The sequence below is a fragment of the Actinomadura sp. ATCC 39365 genome, assembly GCF_054392275.1.
This window is the reverse complement of the sequence record NZ_CP184335.1, coordinates 1,140,921-1,155,288: the sequence shown is the minus strand read 5'-3', so window position 1 is coordinate 1,155,288 and position 14,368 is coordinate 1,140,921. Positions and strand designations below refer to the sequence as shown.

Below are 14,368 nucleotides of genomic sequence, written 5' to 3'. Positions count from 1 at the left end.
AGGAGGGAGGAGGCTCGCCCGATCAGGTGACCGCGAGCCGCCGGGCGTACCGCTCGTCCCGCCACAGCTCCTTGTCCAGCACCTCCAGCAGAGTGGCGGCCGCGTCGTGGACGTCGGTGTAGCCGATGTAGAGCGGCGCGAAGCCGAACCTCAGGACGTCCGGCGCGCGGAAGTCGCCGTGCACCCCCCGGTCGATGAGGGCCCGCATGACCGGGTAGCCGTCCGGGTGGTGGAAGCAGACCTGGCTGCCGCGCGCGTCCGGCTCGGCGGGCGAGACCAGCTTCAGCGCGTCGCCGACCAGGTCGACGAAGAGCGAGGTCAGGGCGACGCTCTTGGCCCGCAGCTGCGCCATCGGCACCCGCTCCCAGATGTCCAGCGCCGCCTCCAGCGCGGCGAACGACACCACGTGCGGCGTGCTGACCGCGAAGCGCCGGATGCCCTCGGCCGGGCGGTAACCGGTCTCGAAGGCGAACGGCTCGGCGTGGCCGTGCCAGCCGGACAGCACGTTCTCGGCGGTGGCGTGGTGGCGCGGGTTGACGTAGAGGAAGGCGGGCGCGCCGGGTCCGGCGTTGAGGTACTTGTACGTGCACCCGACCGCGAAGTCGGCCTGCGACACGTCCACCTCCATGGCGCCCACGCTGTGGCACACGTCCCAGACCATGAGCGCCCCGGCCGCCTGGACCTGGGCGGTCACCGAGGGCACGTGCCGCCGGGCGCCGGTGCGGTAGTCCACCTCCGACAGCAGCACCACGGCCGCATCGTCGAACCGGCCCTCGGCGTGGTCGCGCACCTCGTAGTCGCCGAGCAGCCGGGCCAGGCCCTGGGCGATGTAGTGGTCGGTGGGGAAGTTCCGCGGGTCGGAGACGATCACCTTGCGGCCGGGGCGCAGCCGTACGGCGGCGGCCAGCGCCTGGTAGGCGGCGATCGTGGTGGTGTTGCCCACGACGACCTGGCCGGGGCCGGCCCCGATCAGCGGCGCGAGCCGGTCGCCGGCGGTCAGGGGCTGGTCGTACCAGCCGGCCGCGTTCCAGCCGCCGACCAGCTGGCCGCCCCACTCGTCCTCGACCGTGCGGCGCACCCGTTCCGCGGCGCGGCGGGGCATCGCGCCGAGCGAGTTGCCCACGAGGTAGACGACCCCCTCGGGCAGGACGAACTCGTCCTTGAACGACCGCAGCGGATCGTCGGCGTCGAGGGCGAGGCAGGCGTCGCGGTCCAGCACCGGTTGTGCTCCTTACGGGGGTGAGATGGTGGCGATTATCCGGTTTACACCATTTTGGTACTCGCGGACGTACCAGTTCTGCACCGGATTGTGGGCCGAGTCCAGGCGGAGCGGCCCCCGCGGGCCGTCCAGGTCTCCCACGCCCGCCAGCGCCCTCGTCAGGTCGCCGCCCGCGGCCGCCGCCCGGTCGATCAGCCGCATCGCGTCCCAGCTCTGCAGCGCGACCGCGGACGGGTTCCGCCCGGTACGCGCCCGCCACCCCGCCACGAAGGCGGCGTTGTCCGGGTTCTGCAGCGCGGGCGACCACAGCCCGACGCTGACCATGCCCTCGGCGTCCCGGCCGACCGCGCGCAGGACGTCCTCGTCGGCCAGGTTCTGGCAGGCCAGCAGCTTGATCCTGGCATCGTAGCCGAACCGCTTGAACGCCTTGACGAACGCGACCGCCTCCCCACCCGCGTAGAAGGCGTACAGAAGCCGCGCCTCGCGCGGTATGCGCGCCAGGTACGGCTCCAGGTCGGCCTGCCCCCCGAACGGCGTCAGGATGCGCTTGAGCGGCCCGGCGCCGTATCCCTCGGCGAAGCCGGTCAGGGTCTCGGTGCCCGCGGAGTAGTCCGAGGCCATGAGCACCACGTCCTGGCCGGCGTAGTGCTCGGCGGCGTACCGGCCGGCCGCGTAGCCGTGGGCCCGGTTGGTGTAGGACACCCGGAAGACGCCGGGCCCGCCGAGCTGGTCGGCGCCCGCGTTCGCGATCACCACCGGGGTGCCGGCCGCCTCCTTGACCACCGAGACGGCGACCGGCGAGGCGAGCAGGCCGGTGAGCACGTCGGCCCCGCCGTCGATCAGCTTCCTGGCCTGCTCCGCGCCGATCTCCGGGCTGCTGGCGTCGTCGGCCACGACCAGCCGGGCCGGCCGGCCGCCGAGCAGGCCGTGGTGGTCGTCCAGGTAGAGCCGCATGGCGGTCTCCATGTCGTCGCCGAGGGTGGCGTACACGCCGGTCTGCGAGATGATCGCGCCGACCCGTACGGGCTCGTCCTCGGCGGCGAGGGGCACCGAGCCGCCGCATCCGGCGACCATCAGCGCGACCAGCCCCAGCACGGCAACGCGCATGGGAGCCCCCTTCAGCCCTCGCCCGACGCCCCGGGCACGTGCGGCGCGCGGACGTCGGCGGCCATCTAGCCCTTGCCGGGGTGCAGCGCGCCGCACCGGTCACACGTGCGGGCCTTCTCGTCGGCGTAGAACGCCTCGAAGACCGGCGGCAGGTCCTTGACGATGTCGCGCACCTGGAGCTCGACCTCGTGGACCTTGGCGCCGCACTCCGCGCAGTACCACTGGAACCTCTCCAGCTCGCCCTCGGGCCGGATGCGCTCCACCACCAGCCCGACGGACCCGGCCTCCGGACGCTGCGGCGAGTGCGGCATGCGCGCCGGCAGCAGCCACATCTGGCCCTCGCGGACGTGCACGGTCTCGGGGCCGTTCTCGGTCACCACGTTGACGTGCATGTTGCCGCGTACCTGGTAGAACAGCTCCTCGTACGGATCGGCGTGGAAGTCGGTCCTGGAGTTGGGCCCGCCGACCACCATCACGATGAAGTCGCCGGCCCCCTCGAAGACCACCTTGTTGCCGACCGGCGGCTTGAGCAGGTGGGCGTGCTCGTCGATCCACTTGGTGAAGTCAATGGGGGGAATCATGGTCGCTCCTGTGGATGGTAGGCGACGGCCTGCATCTCGATGAGCAGGTGCGGGTGCGGGAGCTGGTGCACCGCCACCGTGGTCCTGGTCGGACCCTCCTCGTCGAAGAATTCGGCGTACACCTCGTTGTAGCCCTTGAAGTCGTTCATGTTTACCAGGTACGTGGTGATCTGTACGAGGTCCGCGAGCGAGCCTCCGGCGGCCATGAGCAGGTCGCCGACGTTCTCGATGACCGCCCGCGTCTGGGCGCGGATGTCCAGGTCGGTGACGCCGAACCGGTCGGCGCTCGCGCCCGCGAAGGTGCCGTCGGGCCTGCGGGAGCTGGTGCCGGAGACGTACAGGAAGTCGCCCGCGCGCTTGACGTGTGGGAACCGTCCCCGGGGCACGGCCTTGCCGGGGACGCGGATGGCCTCGCGGCTCACGTGCCGAACACCGCCCGCACCGATCCGAGGCCCTCGATCCTGGCCTCGAACACGTTCCCGGCCTCGACCGGCACGACCGGGCCGAGCGCGCCGGTCAGGACGACGTCCCCGGCGCGCAGCGGGCGGTCGGTGGCGGCCAGCGCGCCGGCCAGCCAGAGGGCGGCGTTCAGCGGGTTGCCCATGCACGCGGCTCCGGACCCGGTCGAGACCTCCTCGCCGTCGCGGGTCATCGTCATCGCCGCCGCGCCGAGGTCGAGCTCGGTCAGCAGCTTCGGCGTGGCGCCCAAAACGTACGCGCCGGAGGAGGCGTTGTCGGCGACCGTGTCGGCGATCGTGATGTCCCAGTCGGCGATGCGCGAGTCGGCGATCTCGATGGCGGGCAGCGCGAACTCCACCGCCCTGATCACGTCCACCAGCGTGAACGGCCCGTCGGTCAGGTCCTTGCCGAACACGAGCGCGACCTCGGCCTCGGCACGCGGCTGCAGGAACCGCTCCACCCTGATGGGCCGGCCGTCGAGCTCGGCCATGTCGGCGAAGAGCATGCCGTGGTCGGGCTGGTCGATGCCGAACTTCCGCTGCAGCAGCGGGTTGGTGGCGCCGATCTTCCGGCCGACCGGCCGCCGGCCCTCCGCCAGCGCCCGCCGGGTGTTGATGTCCTGCACCGCGTAGGCGTCGGCCACCGTGGTGATGAGATCCCTGAGCGGCGCGCAGGGCTTGCCGGTACGCGCGGCCTCGACGAGCCGCTCGGCGGCCTGACCCCGGGTGTCGACGGCCAGGGACCATTCGTCATGCATCGGGTTGCTCCAGTTTGATGGTGATCGTGGTGGGCTCGGAGTAGAAGTCGAGCGACTGCGTGCCGCCCTCCCTGCCGATGCCCGACAGCTTCACGCCGCCGAACGGGGTGCGCAGGTCGCGCAGGTACCAGGTGTTGACCCAGACCAGCCCCGCCTCCAGGCGCTGGGCCACGCGATGGGCGCGGTCGAGGTTGGTGGTCCAGAGGGTCGCGGCCAGGCCGTACTCGCTGCTGTTGGCCAGGTCGATCGCCTCGGCCTCGCTGTCGAAAGGAGCCACGTGGCACACGGGACCGAAGATCTCCTCTCGATTGAAACGGGACCACTCCGACAACCCTGTCATTACCGTCGGTTCCACGAAATATCCGGAATCGCGGTTATCACCGAACGTCGGGACGCCGCCTCCCGTGAGCACCTTGGCCCCCTCCGAGCGGGCCAGGGCGTAGTAGGACAGCACCTTCTCCCGATGCCCGGCCGAGATCATCGGCTGCGGCTCGACCTCCTGGGCGCGCGACGCCAGCCGGCCGCAGAAGTCCTCGAAGATCGGCCGCTCGACGTAGAGCCGCTCGGTGCACAGGCACACCTGGCCGCCGTTGGTGAAGACCGACTTCACCGTCCCCTCGACGGCCCGGCCCAGGTCGCAGTCCTCGAAGATCAGGCCGGCGTTCTTGCCGCCCAGCTCGAACGAGATCGGCTTGACCCGGTCGGCGGCCGTCTTCATGATCTGCGTCCCGGTCGCGGTCGAGCCGGTGAACGTCACGCCGTCCACGCCCGGGTGCTCGACGAGGAGCTGGCCCGCCGGGCCGTGCCCGAAGATGATGTTGACCACGCCCGGGGGCAGGCCGGCGTCGGCGCAGATCTCGGCGAAGACTGCGGCCGAGCCTGGCGTGTGCTCCGACGGCTTGACGACCACGGTGTTGCCGGCGACGAGGGCGGGCGCCAGCTTCCACGTCATGAGCAGGAACGGCAGGTTCCACGGCACGATCACGGCGACCACGCCGAGCGGCCTGCGCACGGTGTAGCTGAGCACGCCGGCGAGGTGGAAGGCGTCGTCGGGGCGCTGGGAGGCGATCTCGGCGAACGCGCGGAAGTTCGCGATGCCGCGCGGGACGTCGAGCGTGCGGGTCTGGCCGAGCGGCTTGCCGGTGTCGGCGATCTCGGCCGTGACCAGGTCGTCGAAGCGCACCTCGATGCCCTCGGCGAGGCGGCGCAGCCATCCGGCCCGCTCGGCCACCGGCAGCCCGGCCCAGTCGCGGGCCGCCTCCCTGGCCGCGCGCACCGCCCGGTCGACCACCTCCGGGTCGGCCTCGTGGACCTGCCTGATCACCCCGCCCGTCACCGGGTCGTGGACCGGGAACGCATTACCCGCCGCCACCGGCAGCCCGCCGATGAAATGGGTCAGCACAGCAGCCTCCTCTAGCCTCACTCCCGGTATAGATCGTCGGGCGACGGTCAGACAACAGTCCGGCGGGGGCGGGAAACGCGCGGGCCCGTCATGCCTCGGTGGCGCCGGTGACACTGAGCCACCCCTCAGCCGGACCCCTGGCGGACCTGTCCATACAGACATCTTCCGGTACCCCTCGGCCGCCCGGGATGATGACCAAATGGCGCGCACATGGGAATTGTGGGGAAATATCATTATTGCTGGGGTTTTTGCGCTTCCAGTGGCCCTACTGGCGATCATCCTGCTCGCCCGCCAACGCGCCCGCGCCAGGCATCCGGCGCCGCTGCGCACCTCGCTCGCCGACGTCGGCATCGTCGTCGGGACCGCGCCGTGGGTGTGGATGATCCTCACGCCGTCCGCCGGCCGGGCCGGGGTCGGCCTCGTCCCGTTCATGGACCTCGCCGATCTCGCCGGGGCCTCGTGGGAGACGGTGACGGTGCAGGTCGGGGGCAATCTGCTGGTGTTCGCCGCGCTGGGCGCCCTGCTGCCCGTACGGACCGCCGCGATGGCCTCCTACGGCCGTGTTGCGGCCGTCGCGGCGGCTTTTTCGGTCACGGTCGAGGTCCTCCAGTACGCCCTGAGACTGGGCAGGTTCTCCTCCGTGGACGACGTGATCATGAACACCGCGGGCGCGGTGCTCGCCGCCTTGGTTACTCGCCGCTGGTGGGCCCCGCGAATAGCGGCTGGGACCGTTCCACGATAACGGCCTGCATAAACGTCCTCGAATTCATCACACAGGCACGATCAGCTCAAAAGAAGCTCGGGACCAACCTCTGTATCTGTGCGATCGTGGACAAGACGGGGCAAGTTCTCTGGAGACGCCACAACCTGGTTGGTGACAGAGGGTGATCGAAACGTGTCTGAATCCCCGGTACCCCACGAGCCCCCTATTTATCGCCGCATCGCCGACGGCCTCCGCGCCCGGATCCTGTCCGGCGAACTGCGCGACGGGGACCGCCTACCGGGCGAGAACGCGCTCATGGCCGACTACGCAATCGCACGAGCCACCGCCAGGCAGGCGCTTGCCGTACTGATCAACGAAGGGCTGGCGGTGCCCAAACGAGGTTCGGGGGTCTACGTGCGCCTGTTCAAACCGATCCGCCGACACGGCTCGCGCCGCCTGTCACGAGAGCAGTGGGGTCAGGGGCGTGCCATCTGGGACGCCGACACCCGGGGCCGCCCCTTCACCGTGGACCAGGTGGAGGTGGTGCTGGAGCGCGCCCCGGAGGAGGTGGCGGACGTCCTGGACAGCGGCGAGGTATGGGTGCGTCGGCGCCGCTACTCCGTGGACGGCCGGCCCGTGCAACTGGCGACCTCCTCCTTCCCCGCCCGCCTGGTCCAGGGCAGCGCCATCACCCTGCCCGACACCGGGCCGGGCGGCGTCTATGCCAGGCTCGGCGACCTGGGCCTGCCCCCGGCCCACTTCACCGAGGAGGTGCGGGCCCGCATGCCCGGCCCCCGCGAGACCGGGCTGCTCGACCTGCCCGGCGGCACCCCCGTCATCGTCATCGCCCGCACCGCGTACACGGCGGGCGGCAGGCCCGTCGAGCTCAACGAGATGGTCCTGGACTCGGCGGCATACGTACTCCAGTACGACTTCGACGCCTAGTTCAACCCGATCTGTCAACCGATAGGTTGACCTGTCCGTCACGATCATTGATTTCTCTAGAGAGGTCCCTCATCTTCTAAGGAGATGGAACCGTTCAGGAGATGGAACCTTCGCCTGGGGCCCGGGAGAGGTGCGCGGATGTCCGTTGACCGGCATCTTGCCGAGATCGCCCGGGAGTACCCCAGGTGGACCATCTGGCGGAGCGACGCGGGCCGCTGGTGGGCCACGCGGCACCATCCGCTCGACGCGGCGCAGCGCGAGGCCGGATGTGCGATGACCATCGACGCGGACGACCCGGACGGCCTGCGCGACCAGCTCCGGGACCAGGAGGAACGGACCGGCCGGCAGCCCCGCTGGTGGGCCGGCCCCGCTCCTCCCTGACGCGGGCCGTGGAGCGTTCCGCGGCTCGCACGCGAGCAGCCCGGTGCCGGGTCCAGCGTCTCGGCGGCCCCGGCACCGGGCCCCCAACGGGGCCACGAACGCGGAAGTCTCCGACCCTATCGGGGGCGGGGGCTTCCGCTCCCGCCCCTTCACCCTCTAGGTGTGGTACTCGCCCAGCCGCAGGATGTGCACGTCGGTGTCGTCGGAGACGCCCTCCCTCGGCCTCTCCTCGTCCTCCTCGACGATGACCCGCACGTCGTCCTGCACGGAGTGCTGCGGGGCCGGCGCGGCCTCGATGGCGGGCTCCAGCGCGGGCGCCGGGACGGCCACCGGCTGCTGAGCGGCGACCGGCGCGGGCGGCAGCGCCGACTCCGGCACGAGCTGCCCGGCCGCCGCCTCGGTGCGCATGAGGTCACCCAGCACCGAGCCGATCTCGGTCAGCCGCCGCACGACCTCGGTGTGGGTGTTGGTCAGGTACTCCACCCGGCGCCCGGCGTGCTCGTCGAGCGAGGCCGTGCGCTGACGCGCCGCCGCCAGCATCGACTCGGCCTCCGCGTGCGCCCCCGCCACCAGCTGCTCGGCCTGCGCGTTGGCGGCCGCCATCATGCGCTCCGCCTCGGCCTGCGCCCCGCCGACCACCCGCTCCGCCTCGGCGTGCGCGTCGCGCAGCAGGCCCTCGGCCTCGTTGCGGGCCGATCCGAGCTGTTCCTCGGCGTCCGCGCCCGCCTGGGCCAGCATGCGCTCGGCCGCCTGCGTGGCCTCGGCCACCCGCCGCTCGGCCTCCGCCTGCGCCGAGGTCAGCATCTTGTCGGACGTCTCGCGCGACGTCGTCACCAGCCGCTCTGCCTCGGCCCTGGCGCTCTCCCGCACGGCGGTCGCCTCGGCCTCCGCGTCGGCGCGCTTGGCCGCGGCCTCCTCCTCGCCCAGCTTCAGGATCTGCGCGAGCCTCGGGCTGAGGTCCTCGTAGCTCTGGGGCGCCTCGACCATCCGCCGCCTGGCCTCCGCCAGCTCGACCCGGCCCTGCTCCGCCTGGTCGATCGCCCGCGCCAGCCGCTCTTCCAGATCCCGGATCTGGTTCCGGGTACGGATCATGTAGTCGTGCACCTGACGGCGGTTGTAGCCGCGCATCACGACTTCGAAGGTGTCCTCTTGCATCAGATCGGGAATGCTCTCGTGCTGGTTTGTCATGGGGGTTACCTAAGGGTTTGCGTGAGGCGGGGGAAAACTGCGAGTTGTGAGGGTCTGACGACGAGACGTCAGGAAACGACTTTCCTGCCATCTGCCCACGTCCGCAACCGGAACGCCACACCTGGGGCGGGAATTACGATTGGACGAATGTACATAGCAGCGTTGGACGACGGGGCAGTGCCGGAGATCCACCCGGAGGCGTACATCGCGCCCGGCGCCGTCGTGGTCGGGAGTGTGCGGGTGGGCCGGGCGTCCAGCATCTGGTACGGCTCCGTTCTCCGAGGGGACGACGAGCGGATCGAGATCGGCGAGGAGTGCAACGTACAGGATCTGTGCTGCCTGCACGCCGACGCGGGCCAGCCCGCGATCCTGGAGGACCGCGTCAGCCTGGGCCACAAGGCCATGGTCCACGGCGCGCACGTCGAGACCGGCGCGCTGGTCGGCATCGGCGCGATCGTGCTCGGCGGCGCCCGGGTGGGCGCGGGCACGCTGGTCGCCGCGGGCGCGCTGGTGGGGCCGGGCAAGAAGATCCCGTCCGGGGTGCTGGTCGCCGGTGTGCCCGGCAGGATCGTGCGCGAGCTCACCGACGACGACCGGGCCTCCTTCGCCCGCACGCCGGACAACTACATGGCCAAGGCGGTCAGGCACCGGCAGGCGTCAGCAGTTTGATCAGGACCTGGTCCGACACCGAGGCGGTGTTGAGCGGGTCGGCGTACTCGGGCAGCTCGGGGCGCAGGAAGCGGACGAAGTCGACGGTCAGCTTCAGGTCGGGGACCCCCTTGATCTGCTTGGCGTTGGCCTTGGCGGCGTCCTTCTTGAGCGCGCCGTAGCTGTCCCAGTCGGTGTAGGCGGTGACACCCCATTGCAGCACCTCGGGGAGGTTCGAGGGCCAGCGTCTGGCGACCTTCCAGGCGCCGCCGTCCTCCTTGTAGAGCGCGACGGCGACCCGGCCCAGCCTGGCCAGGACGAGGTCCACCCAGCCGCTCTTGACCGCCACCTCCAGCGGCTTGGAGCTGCCGTCCTGGGTGAACTTGGCCTCGACCTGCCCGGCCGCGTCGGCGGTGCCGGTGGTGACGGACATCCACGCGGGCTTGTCGTACGTGCCGGGCTGGCGGGCCATGAGCCCTCCGAGCGAGAACTTGCGCGCGGGGCTGCCGCCCTTCTTGCCGGCGACCTTGACCCGGGCGTGCATGACGATGTCCCCGGCCAGCTCCTGGTAGACGAAGGGGCCGCGGAAGCCGTCGTACCAGGTGGAGGTCTTCGGCTCCAGGTACAGGGCGCCCTTGGCGGTCTTGTTCACGTCGAGCTTGGCGATCCTGTCGATGTCCTTCTCGGTGTCGCTCAGCTTGCTCCACACGGCCAGCTCTGCGGCGTCGGCGAACTCGCTGGAGGCCGATCCGACCTCGCCGCCGGGCGTGGGCGCCTTGGCGTTCTGGACGGTGAGCACGCCGGGACCGGTGGGAGTGGGCGGCGCCGCGGCTGTCCCGCAGCCGCTCACCACACCCGCCACTGCCAACATCCCTGCCACCTTTGCCCTCATAGCGGACATTCTGCCGTGAAATGCCGACGGGTCGCGTCGGGCGGCCCAGTACGATGACGGCCGTGCGCCCCTGGGATGCGTTCACCTCGGCAGAGGCGGAGGTCCGCGCGATGGTCGCGGACCCGCGCTGGCAGGGCCTGTCCGTGCCCGACCGCGCGCACGTCCTGGCGGCCAGGATCCTGGTGACCCAGGACGGCGACCGCTGGCTCTACGGCGCGTACGCGCGCTGGCACCTGCACGACCCCGGCGACGGCCGCTGGCACCCCGCGCCGCCGCCCAGGGGCGAACGGGCGCGCAAGGTGGGGCACGCCACGGCCGCGCTGCCGGACCAGGTGGTGCCCACCGGGCCCGACTTCGCCGCCGAGCCCGGCTCGACCCAGGCGTTCATCGGCCCCGACGTGCTTCCGGTGGTGACCGGGCAGATCGCGGAGATGGTCCGCGGCGCCGGGCGCAAGTCGGAGCTGGACTACCCGCTGACCGCCTTCGGGGAGATCTTCGCCACCGACGTGCCGAGCACGGTCGCCGCCGTCTGGGGGACGATCATGTGGTGCGCGTACGCGCCGGCCTTCGACGGCAACGAGCGTTTGATCACCCTCTTCGGCGAGTACCTGCGCCGCTCGCTGCCCGGCGACGAATGGGTGCGCTGGCTGCCCGCGCCGCCGCTGCTCGACCTGGTCACGCTGGTGTCCGAGCGCACCCGCGCCGGCCGTCCGCGGGCCGCGCTCCGGCTGGCCGCGCTGATCGCCGACACCGCCCAGGTGCTGCTGTCCGACATCCGGTTCAGGCCGCGGGCGCTGGCGCTGCTCACGATGGTGGAGCCGGTGCTGCGCCGGCCCGGCCGCGACGACGCCACGGCCGCGCGGGGCGACGACGCCGTGCGCCGGGCCTGGCTCGACCGCTGCCCGCCGCGGCTGGCCCTGGCCCTGCTGCCCGAGACCGATCCCGACGCGTACTTCGCCCACTCGGTGTACGACCTGGTCGAGGCGCTGGGCTTCGTGGCAGACGCGTCCGGGGCGGCGGCGGCGTACCTGGCCGACCTGTCGGACTCCAGGAGGATGTTGCCCGAGCGGCTGAACCACCGGTTGCGGCGGGCGTACGTGGAGTTGGAGCGTGCCGGGCTGACGGGCACGTCGGCGGCCGAGCGCACCGAGCCGGAGGGCTTCGCCGTGCGTCCGGGCGGGGAGCCCGCGCCGCAGGCGGCGGTGGTGACGCCGCCCGACCGGGAGAGCAAGGCGGCCGTGCTGGGCGCCGCGTACGCCACGTGCCTGGCGTGGGGCCGGCTGACCGGCGCCAAGGTGCCGCAGCACGGCCTCGCCGGCCAGAGCGCGCTGGTCCGTGAGCTGATCCACGAACGCGACGACCACCACATCGGTCACCCGTAACGCACTATTACCGTAATTTCACCCTTACTCCGCCTATATCCCTCTATCACTTCAGTCACCGGGCAATTCGCTGAATTGTGATCTCGACTTCGGGAAATGATCCCTGTGGGGCCCCCGTGACGCCGAAAGGAATGACTCCGATGGGCCATGTCGCGGGAAGGTCCCTCGCCGTAACCTCGTAGAGGGTGTGGGCTGCGGAAGGAAGGACGACGCGGTGGGGCACGACGACCTGGACTCTCGGGTCCACGACCGTGTCGCGTTGGACGAGATTGCGCTCTACGCCGAGGTGCTCACGGCCGTGGCTGTCAGCGAGCGGCGGCTGACCTTGGACGAACTCGACGACGCGCTCGGATTGCGGACTTCGGCGAGTCGCTGAAGACCATCGAAAATTACCTGTCCCGGGCTCCTGTGGGGTCCGGGACAGTGGTTCCCGGCTATTACAGGTAACTAGTCAATCGAGGGTGTGCCTCTCCTACGTATGGAGGAGGCGACCCCCTACGACTTGACCAGGCGGGCGATGGCGGCCGACGCCTCCTTCACCTTCGCCTCGGCCTCCGGGCCGCCCGTGTTGATCGCGTCGGCGACGCAGTGGGAGATGTGCTCCTCCAGGAGCCCGAGCGCCACGGCCTGAAGGGCCCGCGTGGCCGCGGAGACCTGGGTGAGCACGTCGATGCAGTAGGCATCGTCGTCGACCATGCGCTGCAGGCCCCTGATCTGGCCCTCGATTCGCCGGAGGCGCGTCAGATATGCCTGCTTGTCTCCGCTGTACCCATGCATGCTTCTACGGTACCCGTAACCCGTATGAGCTAGCGGAGATCTGACAGCAGCTTCTCCCACTGTTCGGCGACTTCCTCGGCCGAATGGCGTACGGCGGTGTCGAGGGCGCCCGCCGCGAGCGAGCGCCGGCGGCGTTCGTCGTCGATGAGCGCGAGCAGCGCGCCCGCGAAGTGCTGCGCCTCGCTCTCGCTCTCGGGCACCAGCACGCCGTTGTAGCCGGTCGCGACGAACTCCCTGGGGCCCCTGGCGCCCTCGAAGGCCACCACCGGCACCCCGCACCCCATGGCCTCCAGCACGGTCATGCCCAGGTCTTCGCTGCGGGAGGGGTTGGCCACGATCGACGCCTTGGCGAACTCCCCCGCCAGGTCGGGCGTGACGCCCATGAAGTAGACGTGGTTGTGCAGGTTGAGCTCGTTCACCAGCGACCGCAGCCGCCGCTCCTCGGGGCCGCCGCCGTAGAGCCGCAGCCGCCAGTCCGGGCGCTTGTCCGCCACGATCGCGAACGCCCTGATCAGCCGGTCGTACGCCTTGACCGACACCCACCGGCCCCCGGCCGCCACGATCCGGTTGTCCATCCGCGAACGCGGCCACGGGCCGCCCGGCAGCGCGTCCGGCACGGAGTGGACGGCGGACCCGTCGCCGAGCAGCCTGCCCCACTCCTCCTGGGCCGACTCGGTGGCCGTCACGACGGCGTCGAGGCGGGGGTAGAGCCGCTGGACCGGCCCGGGGACGGCGGGCCGCCCCCACTCCCTGGCGATCTTGAGGGTTTCACGTGGAGCATGCCGCGCCACCTGGACGCCGATGCCCGGCCTGGTGGTGATCAGCACGTCGGACCTGAGCCCGCGCAGCAGCCGCCAGAGCGCCATCTCGGTGCGCATCTGGCCGCGCGGCAGCAGGTGGCGCACCCCCGGACGGGCGTCGACCAGGCTGCGCATGGCCACCTTGGAGCCGATGGGGAAGAACGGCTTCTCCTTCTGCCGCCTGACGCTGATGACCTCGACCTCGTGCCGTTCGGACAGGGCGGTGGCGAGGTTGAGCGTCGCGCGCACGTCGCCGCGCATCCCGTACGCCGAGGCGAGGACCAGGCTGACCTTCATCCGCCCACCTCGATGCGCAGCTCGTCGTCGGCGGTGTAACAGGGCCGGACGGGCACGCCGTCGATCTCGGCCGAGGGATAGTGCAGCCGTCTTCGTTTGCCGTCGACGTCGTCGAGCCAGGCGCCCAGCCGCAGCGGCGTGGGCACGCCCTCGACCTCCAGCGCGGGCGCCCAGGTGCCGGCCGTGTCGGGGTCGGCCTCGACCACGTTCACCAGCGACACCGCCGCGTGGAAGCGCACCCCCTGGACGGTGGCGTTGGCCGACACCCGTTCCCTGGTCGGCCTGCGGTCGAGGGTCAGCGTGGCCTCGCGGCGCGCGTCGTCGTCCTCCAGCCCGGTGTACGCCAGCAGCCCCGTCACCTCGAACCGGCCCTCCCTGAACCAGATCGCCCGCACCTCGGCCACCGGCGCGGCGTCGGCTATCTTCAGGGCCAGAAACCCGTTCCGCGTCCGGTACGACCGGTAGGCCAGCGTCCGCCGGCACAGCGCGTACGCGTCGAGATGGTCGAGCGAGAACCCCGGGTCGACGCTGCGCAGCCTGCTGCGGCTGCCCTCGTGCCGCAGGTAGGCGTCCCAGCGGCCGGCGGTCAGCTCCAGCGGCGCCAGCGAGACGGCCAGCGTGGCCTCCCGCGTCCGGCTTCCCGTGCGGCCCAGGCGCACGTCGCGCTCGACCCCCGTGGCGCGATGGCGCAGCACGAGCTCGGTGCCGTCACGCAGGGGCTCATCGATGGCGAGTCGCAGGGAGAGCACGTCGGCCAGGGTGACTTCGGCGTCCGTGACCACGACGCGCATCACTAGCCCCCTCCCCGTCGAATAAGGCCATGCGACGTT

Annotated in this window: 17 protein-coding genes; 6 read left to right on the top strand and 11 right to left on the bottom strand. The window is 71.3% G+C overall.

Annotation, left to right across the window (positions count from 1 at the left end):
• Nucleotides 1-22: 22 nt before the first annotated feature.
• The 6 genes from kynU to ACNF49_RS06115 form a co-directional block, all read right to left on the bottom strand.
• Entirely contained in the window at nt 23-1,219 is a 1,197-nt protein-coding gene (kynU, locus tag ACNF49_RS06140) for a kynureninase (RefSeq protein WP_357975230.1), read from the bottom strand.
• Between the two features lie 12 nt (nt 1,220-1,231).
• Complete coding sequence (locus tag ACNF49_RS06135) at nt 1,232-2,326, bottom strand: ABC transporter substrate-binding protein (protein ID WP_482943049.1); 1,095 nt, start codon at nt 2,324-2,326, stop codon at nt 1,232-1,234.
• A 65-nt stretch (nt 2,327-2,391) separates the two neighbouring features.
• Nucleotides 2,392-2,907, bottom strand: coding sequence for a 3-hydroxyanthranilate 3,4-dioxygenase (locus ACNF49_RS06130; RefSeq protein WP_482943048.1), 516 nt, complete (start codon nt 2,905-2,907; stop codon nt 2,392-2,394).
• Nucleotides 2,904-3,329 (bottom strand): RidA family protein, encoded by a 426-nt coding sequence (locus ACNF49_RS06125; RefSeq protein WP_482943047.1) that lies wholly within the window; start codon nt 3,327-3,329, stop codon nt 2,904-2,906. Before ACNF49_RS06125 ends, ACNF49_RS06130 begins: the two co-directional genes overlap by 4 nt.
• The gene (locus ACNF49_RS06120; protein ID WP_357975241.1) at nt 3,326-4,123 is read right to left on the bottom strand and encodes a 2-keto-4-pentenoate hydratase; all 798 of its coding nucleotides are present in this window, start codon (nt 4,121-4,123) and stop codon (nt 3,326-3,328) included. Before ACNF49_RS06120 ends, ACNF49_RS06125 begins: the two co-directional genes overlap by 4 nt.
• Nucleotides 4,116-5,525 (bottom strand): aldehyde dehydrogenase family protein, encoded by a 1,410-nt coding sequence (locus ACNF49_RS06115; RefSeq protein WP_482943046.1) that lies wholly within the window; start codon nt 5,523-5,525, stop codon nt 4,116-4,118. The genes ACNF49_RS06120 and ACNF49_RS06115 overlap by 8 nt, the downstream gene beginning before the upstream one ends.
• 259 nt (nt 5,526-5,784) lie before the next feature.
• On the opposite strand from ACNF49_RS06115, the gene ACNF49_RS06110 reads away from it, so the two are divergent.
• The 3 genes from ACNF49_RS06110 to ACNF49_RS06100 all read left to right on the top strand — a co-directional run bounded on the left by ACNF49_RS06110 (nt 5,785) and on the right by ACNF49_RS06100 (nt 7,554).
• Nucleotides 5,785-6,267, top strand: coding sequence for a VanZ family protein (locus tag ACNF49_RS06110; protein WP_482943045.1), 483 nt, complete (start codon nt 5,785-5,787; stop codon nt 6,265-6,267).
• 153 nt (nt 6,268-6,420) lie between these two features.
• Nucleotides 6,421-7,173, top strand: a complete 753-nt coding sequence (locus tag ACNF49_RS06105; RefSeq protein ID WP_357975250.1) for a GntR family transcriptional regulator — start codon at nt 6,421-6,423, stop codon at nt 7,171-7,173.
• Nucleotides 7,174-7,311: 138 nt separating this feature from the next.
• Nucleotides 7,312-7,554, top strand: coding sequence for a hypothetical protein (locus ACNF49_RS06100; RefSeq protein WP_357975253.1), 243 nt, complete (start codon nt 7,312-7,314; stop codon nt 7,552-7,554).
• Nucleotides 7,555-7,710: 156 nt separating this feature from the next.
• On the opposite strand, the gene ACNF49_RS06095 is transcribed toward ACNF49_RS06100, so the two are convergent.
• Nucleotides 7,711-8,742: a coiled-coil domain-containing protein gene (locus tag ACNF49_RS06095; RefSeq protein WP_482943044.1), complete on the bottom strand. Its 1,032-nt coding sequence runs from the start codon at nt 8,740-8,742 to the stop codon at nt 7,711-7,713.
• A 147-nt stretch (nt 8,743-8,889) separates the two neighbouring features.
• Between ACNF49_RS06095 and ACNF49_RS06090 the strand changes: the two genes are divergently transcribed.
• On the top strand, nt 8,890-9,411 hold the full coding sequence (locus tag ACNF49_RS06090; protein ID WP_482943043.1) for a gamma carbonic anhydrase family protein: 522 nt from the start codon (nt 8,890-8,892) through the stop codon (nt 9,409-9,411).
• On the opposite strand, the gene ACNF49_RS06085 is transcribed toward ACNF49_RS06090, so the two are convergent.
• Nucleotides 9,383-10,261, bottom strand: a complete 879-nt coding sequence (locus tag ACNF49_RS06085) for a DUF1349 domain-containing protein (protein ID WP_357975260.1) — start codon at nt 10,259-10,261, stop codon at nt 9,383-9,385. The two genes, ACNF49_RS06090 and ACNF49_RS06085, sit on opposite strands and share 29 nt — an antisense overlap.
• 74 nt (nt 10,262-10,335) lie before the next feature.
• Between ACNF49_RS06085 and ACNF49_RS06080 the strand changes: the two genes are divergently transcribed.
• Together ACNF49_RS06080 and ACNF49_RS06075 are read left to right on the top strand one after the other, a co-directional pair.
• Nucleotides 10,336-11,664, top strand: coding sequence for a hypothetical protein (locus ACNF49_RS06080; protein WP_482943042.1), 1,329 nt, complete (start codon nt 10,336-10,338; stop codon nt 11,662-11,664).
• A gap of 214 nt (nt 11,665-11,878) precedes the next feature.
• Nucleotides 11,879-12,040, top strand: coding sequence for a hypothetical protein (locus tag ACNF49_RS06075; RefSeq protein ID WP_020540796.1), 162 nt, complete (start codon nt 11,879-11,881; stop codon nt 12,038-12,040).
• A 119-nt stretch (nt 12,041-12,159) separates the two neighbouring features.
• Here ACNF49_RS06075 and ACNF49_RS06070 read toward each other — a convergent pair whose 3' ends face one another.
• Genes ACNF49_RS06070 through ACNF49_RS06060 form a run of 3 tightly spaced genes read right to left on the bottom strand, consistent with a single transcriptional unit; the run spans nt 12,160 to nt 14,329 of the window.
• Entirely contained in the window at nt 12,160-12,441 is a 282-nt protein-coding gene (locus tag ACNF49_RS06070) for a metal-sensitive transcriptional regulator (protein ID WP_352327377.1), read from the bottom strand.
• Between the two features lie 29 nt (nt 12,442-12,470).
• Nucleotides 12,471-13,538: a glycosyltransferase gene (locus ACNF49_RS06065; protein WP_357975264.1), complete on the bottom strand. Its 1,068-nt coding sequence runs from the start codon at nt 13,536-13,538 to the stop codon at nt 12,471-12,473.
• Nucleotides 13,535-14,329 (bottom strand): hypothetical protein, encoded by a 795-nt coding sequence (locus ACNF49_RS06060; RefSeq protein WP_357975267.1) that lies wholly within the window; start codon nt 14,327-14,329, stop codon nt 13,535-13,537. The genes ACNF49_RS06065 and ACNF49_RS06060 overlap by 4 nt, the downstream gene beginning before the upstream one ends.
• Nucleotides 14,330-14,368 lie beyond the last annotated feature (39 nt).

Excerpts from the sequence above, each read along its gene's own strand:
- ACNF49_RS06065 (WP_357975264.1), bottom strand. The coding sequence starts at position 13,538 with ATGAAGGTCAGCCTGGTCCTCGCCTCGGCGTACGGGATGCGCGGCGAC.
- ACNF49_RS06060 (WP_357975267.1), bottom strand. The coding sequence starts at position 14,329 with ATGCGCGTCGTGGTCACGGACGCCGAAGTCACCCTGGCCGACGTGCTC.
- ACNF49_RS06095 (WP_482943044.1), bottom strand. The coding sequence starts at position 8,742 with ATGACAAACCAGCACGAGAGCATTCCCGATCTGATGCAAGAGGACACC.
- ACNF49_RS06120 (WP_357975241.1), bottom strand. The coding sequence starts at position 4,123 with ATGCATGACGAATGGTCCCTGGCCGTCGACACCCGGGGTCAGGCCGCC.
- ACNF49_RS06135 (WP_482943049.1), bottom strand. The coding sequence starts at position 2,326 with ATGCGCGTTGCCGTGCTGGGGCTGGTCGCGCTGATGGTCGCCGGATGC.
- ACNF49_RS06090 (WP_482943043.1), top strand. The coding sequence starts at position 8,890 with ATGTACATAGCAGCGTTGGACGACGGGGCAGTGCCGGAGATCCACCCG.
- ACNF49_RS06070 (WP_352327377.1), bottom strand. The coding sequence starts at position 12,441 with ATGCATGGGTACAGCGGAGACAAGCAGGCATATCTGACGCGCCTCCGG.
- ACNF49_RS06130 (WP_482943048.1), bottom strand. The coding sequence starts at position 2,907 with ATGATTCCCCCCATTGACTTCACCAAGTGGATCGACGAGCACGCCCAC.
- ACNF49_RS06100 (WP_357975253.1), top strand. The coding sequence starts at position 7,312 with ATGTCCGTTGACCGGCATCTTGCCGAGATCGCCCGGGAGTACCCCAGG.
- ACNF49_RS06085 (WP_357975260.1), bottom strand. The coding sequence starts at position 10,261 with ATGTTGGCAGTGGCGGGTGTGGTGAGCGGCTGCGGGACAGCCGCGGCG.
- ACNF49_RS06080 (WP_482943042.1), top strand. The coding sequence starts at position 10,336 with ATGACGGCCGTGCGCCCCTGGGATGCGTTCACCTCGGCAGAGGCGGAG.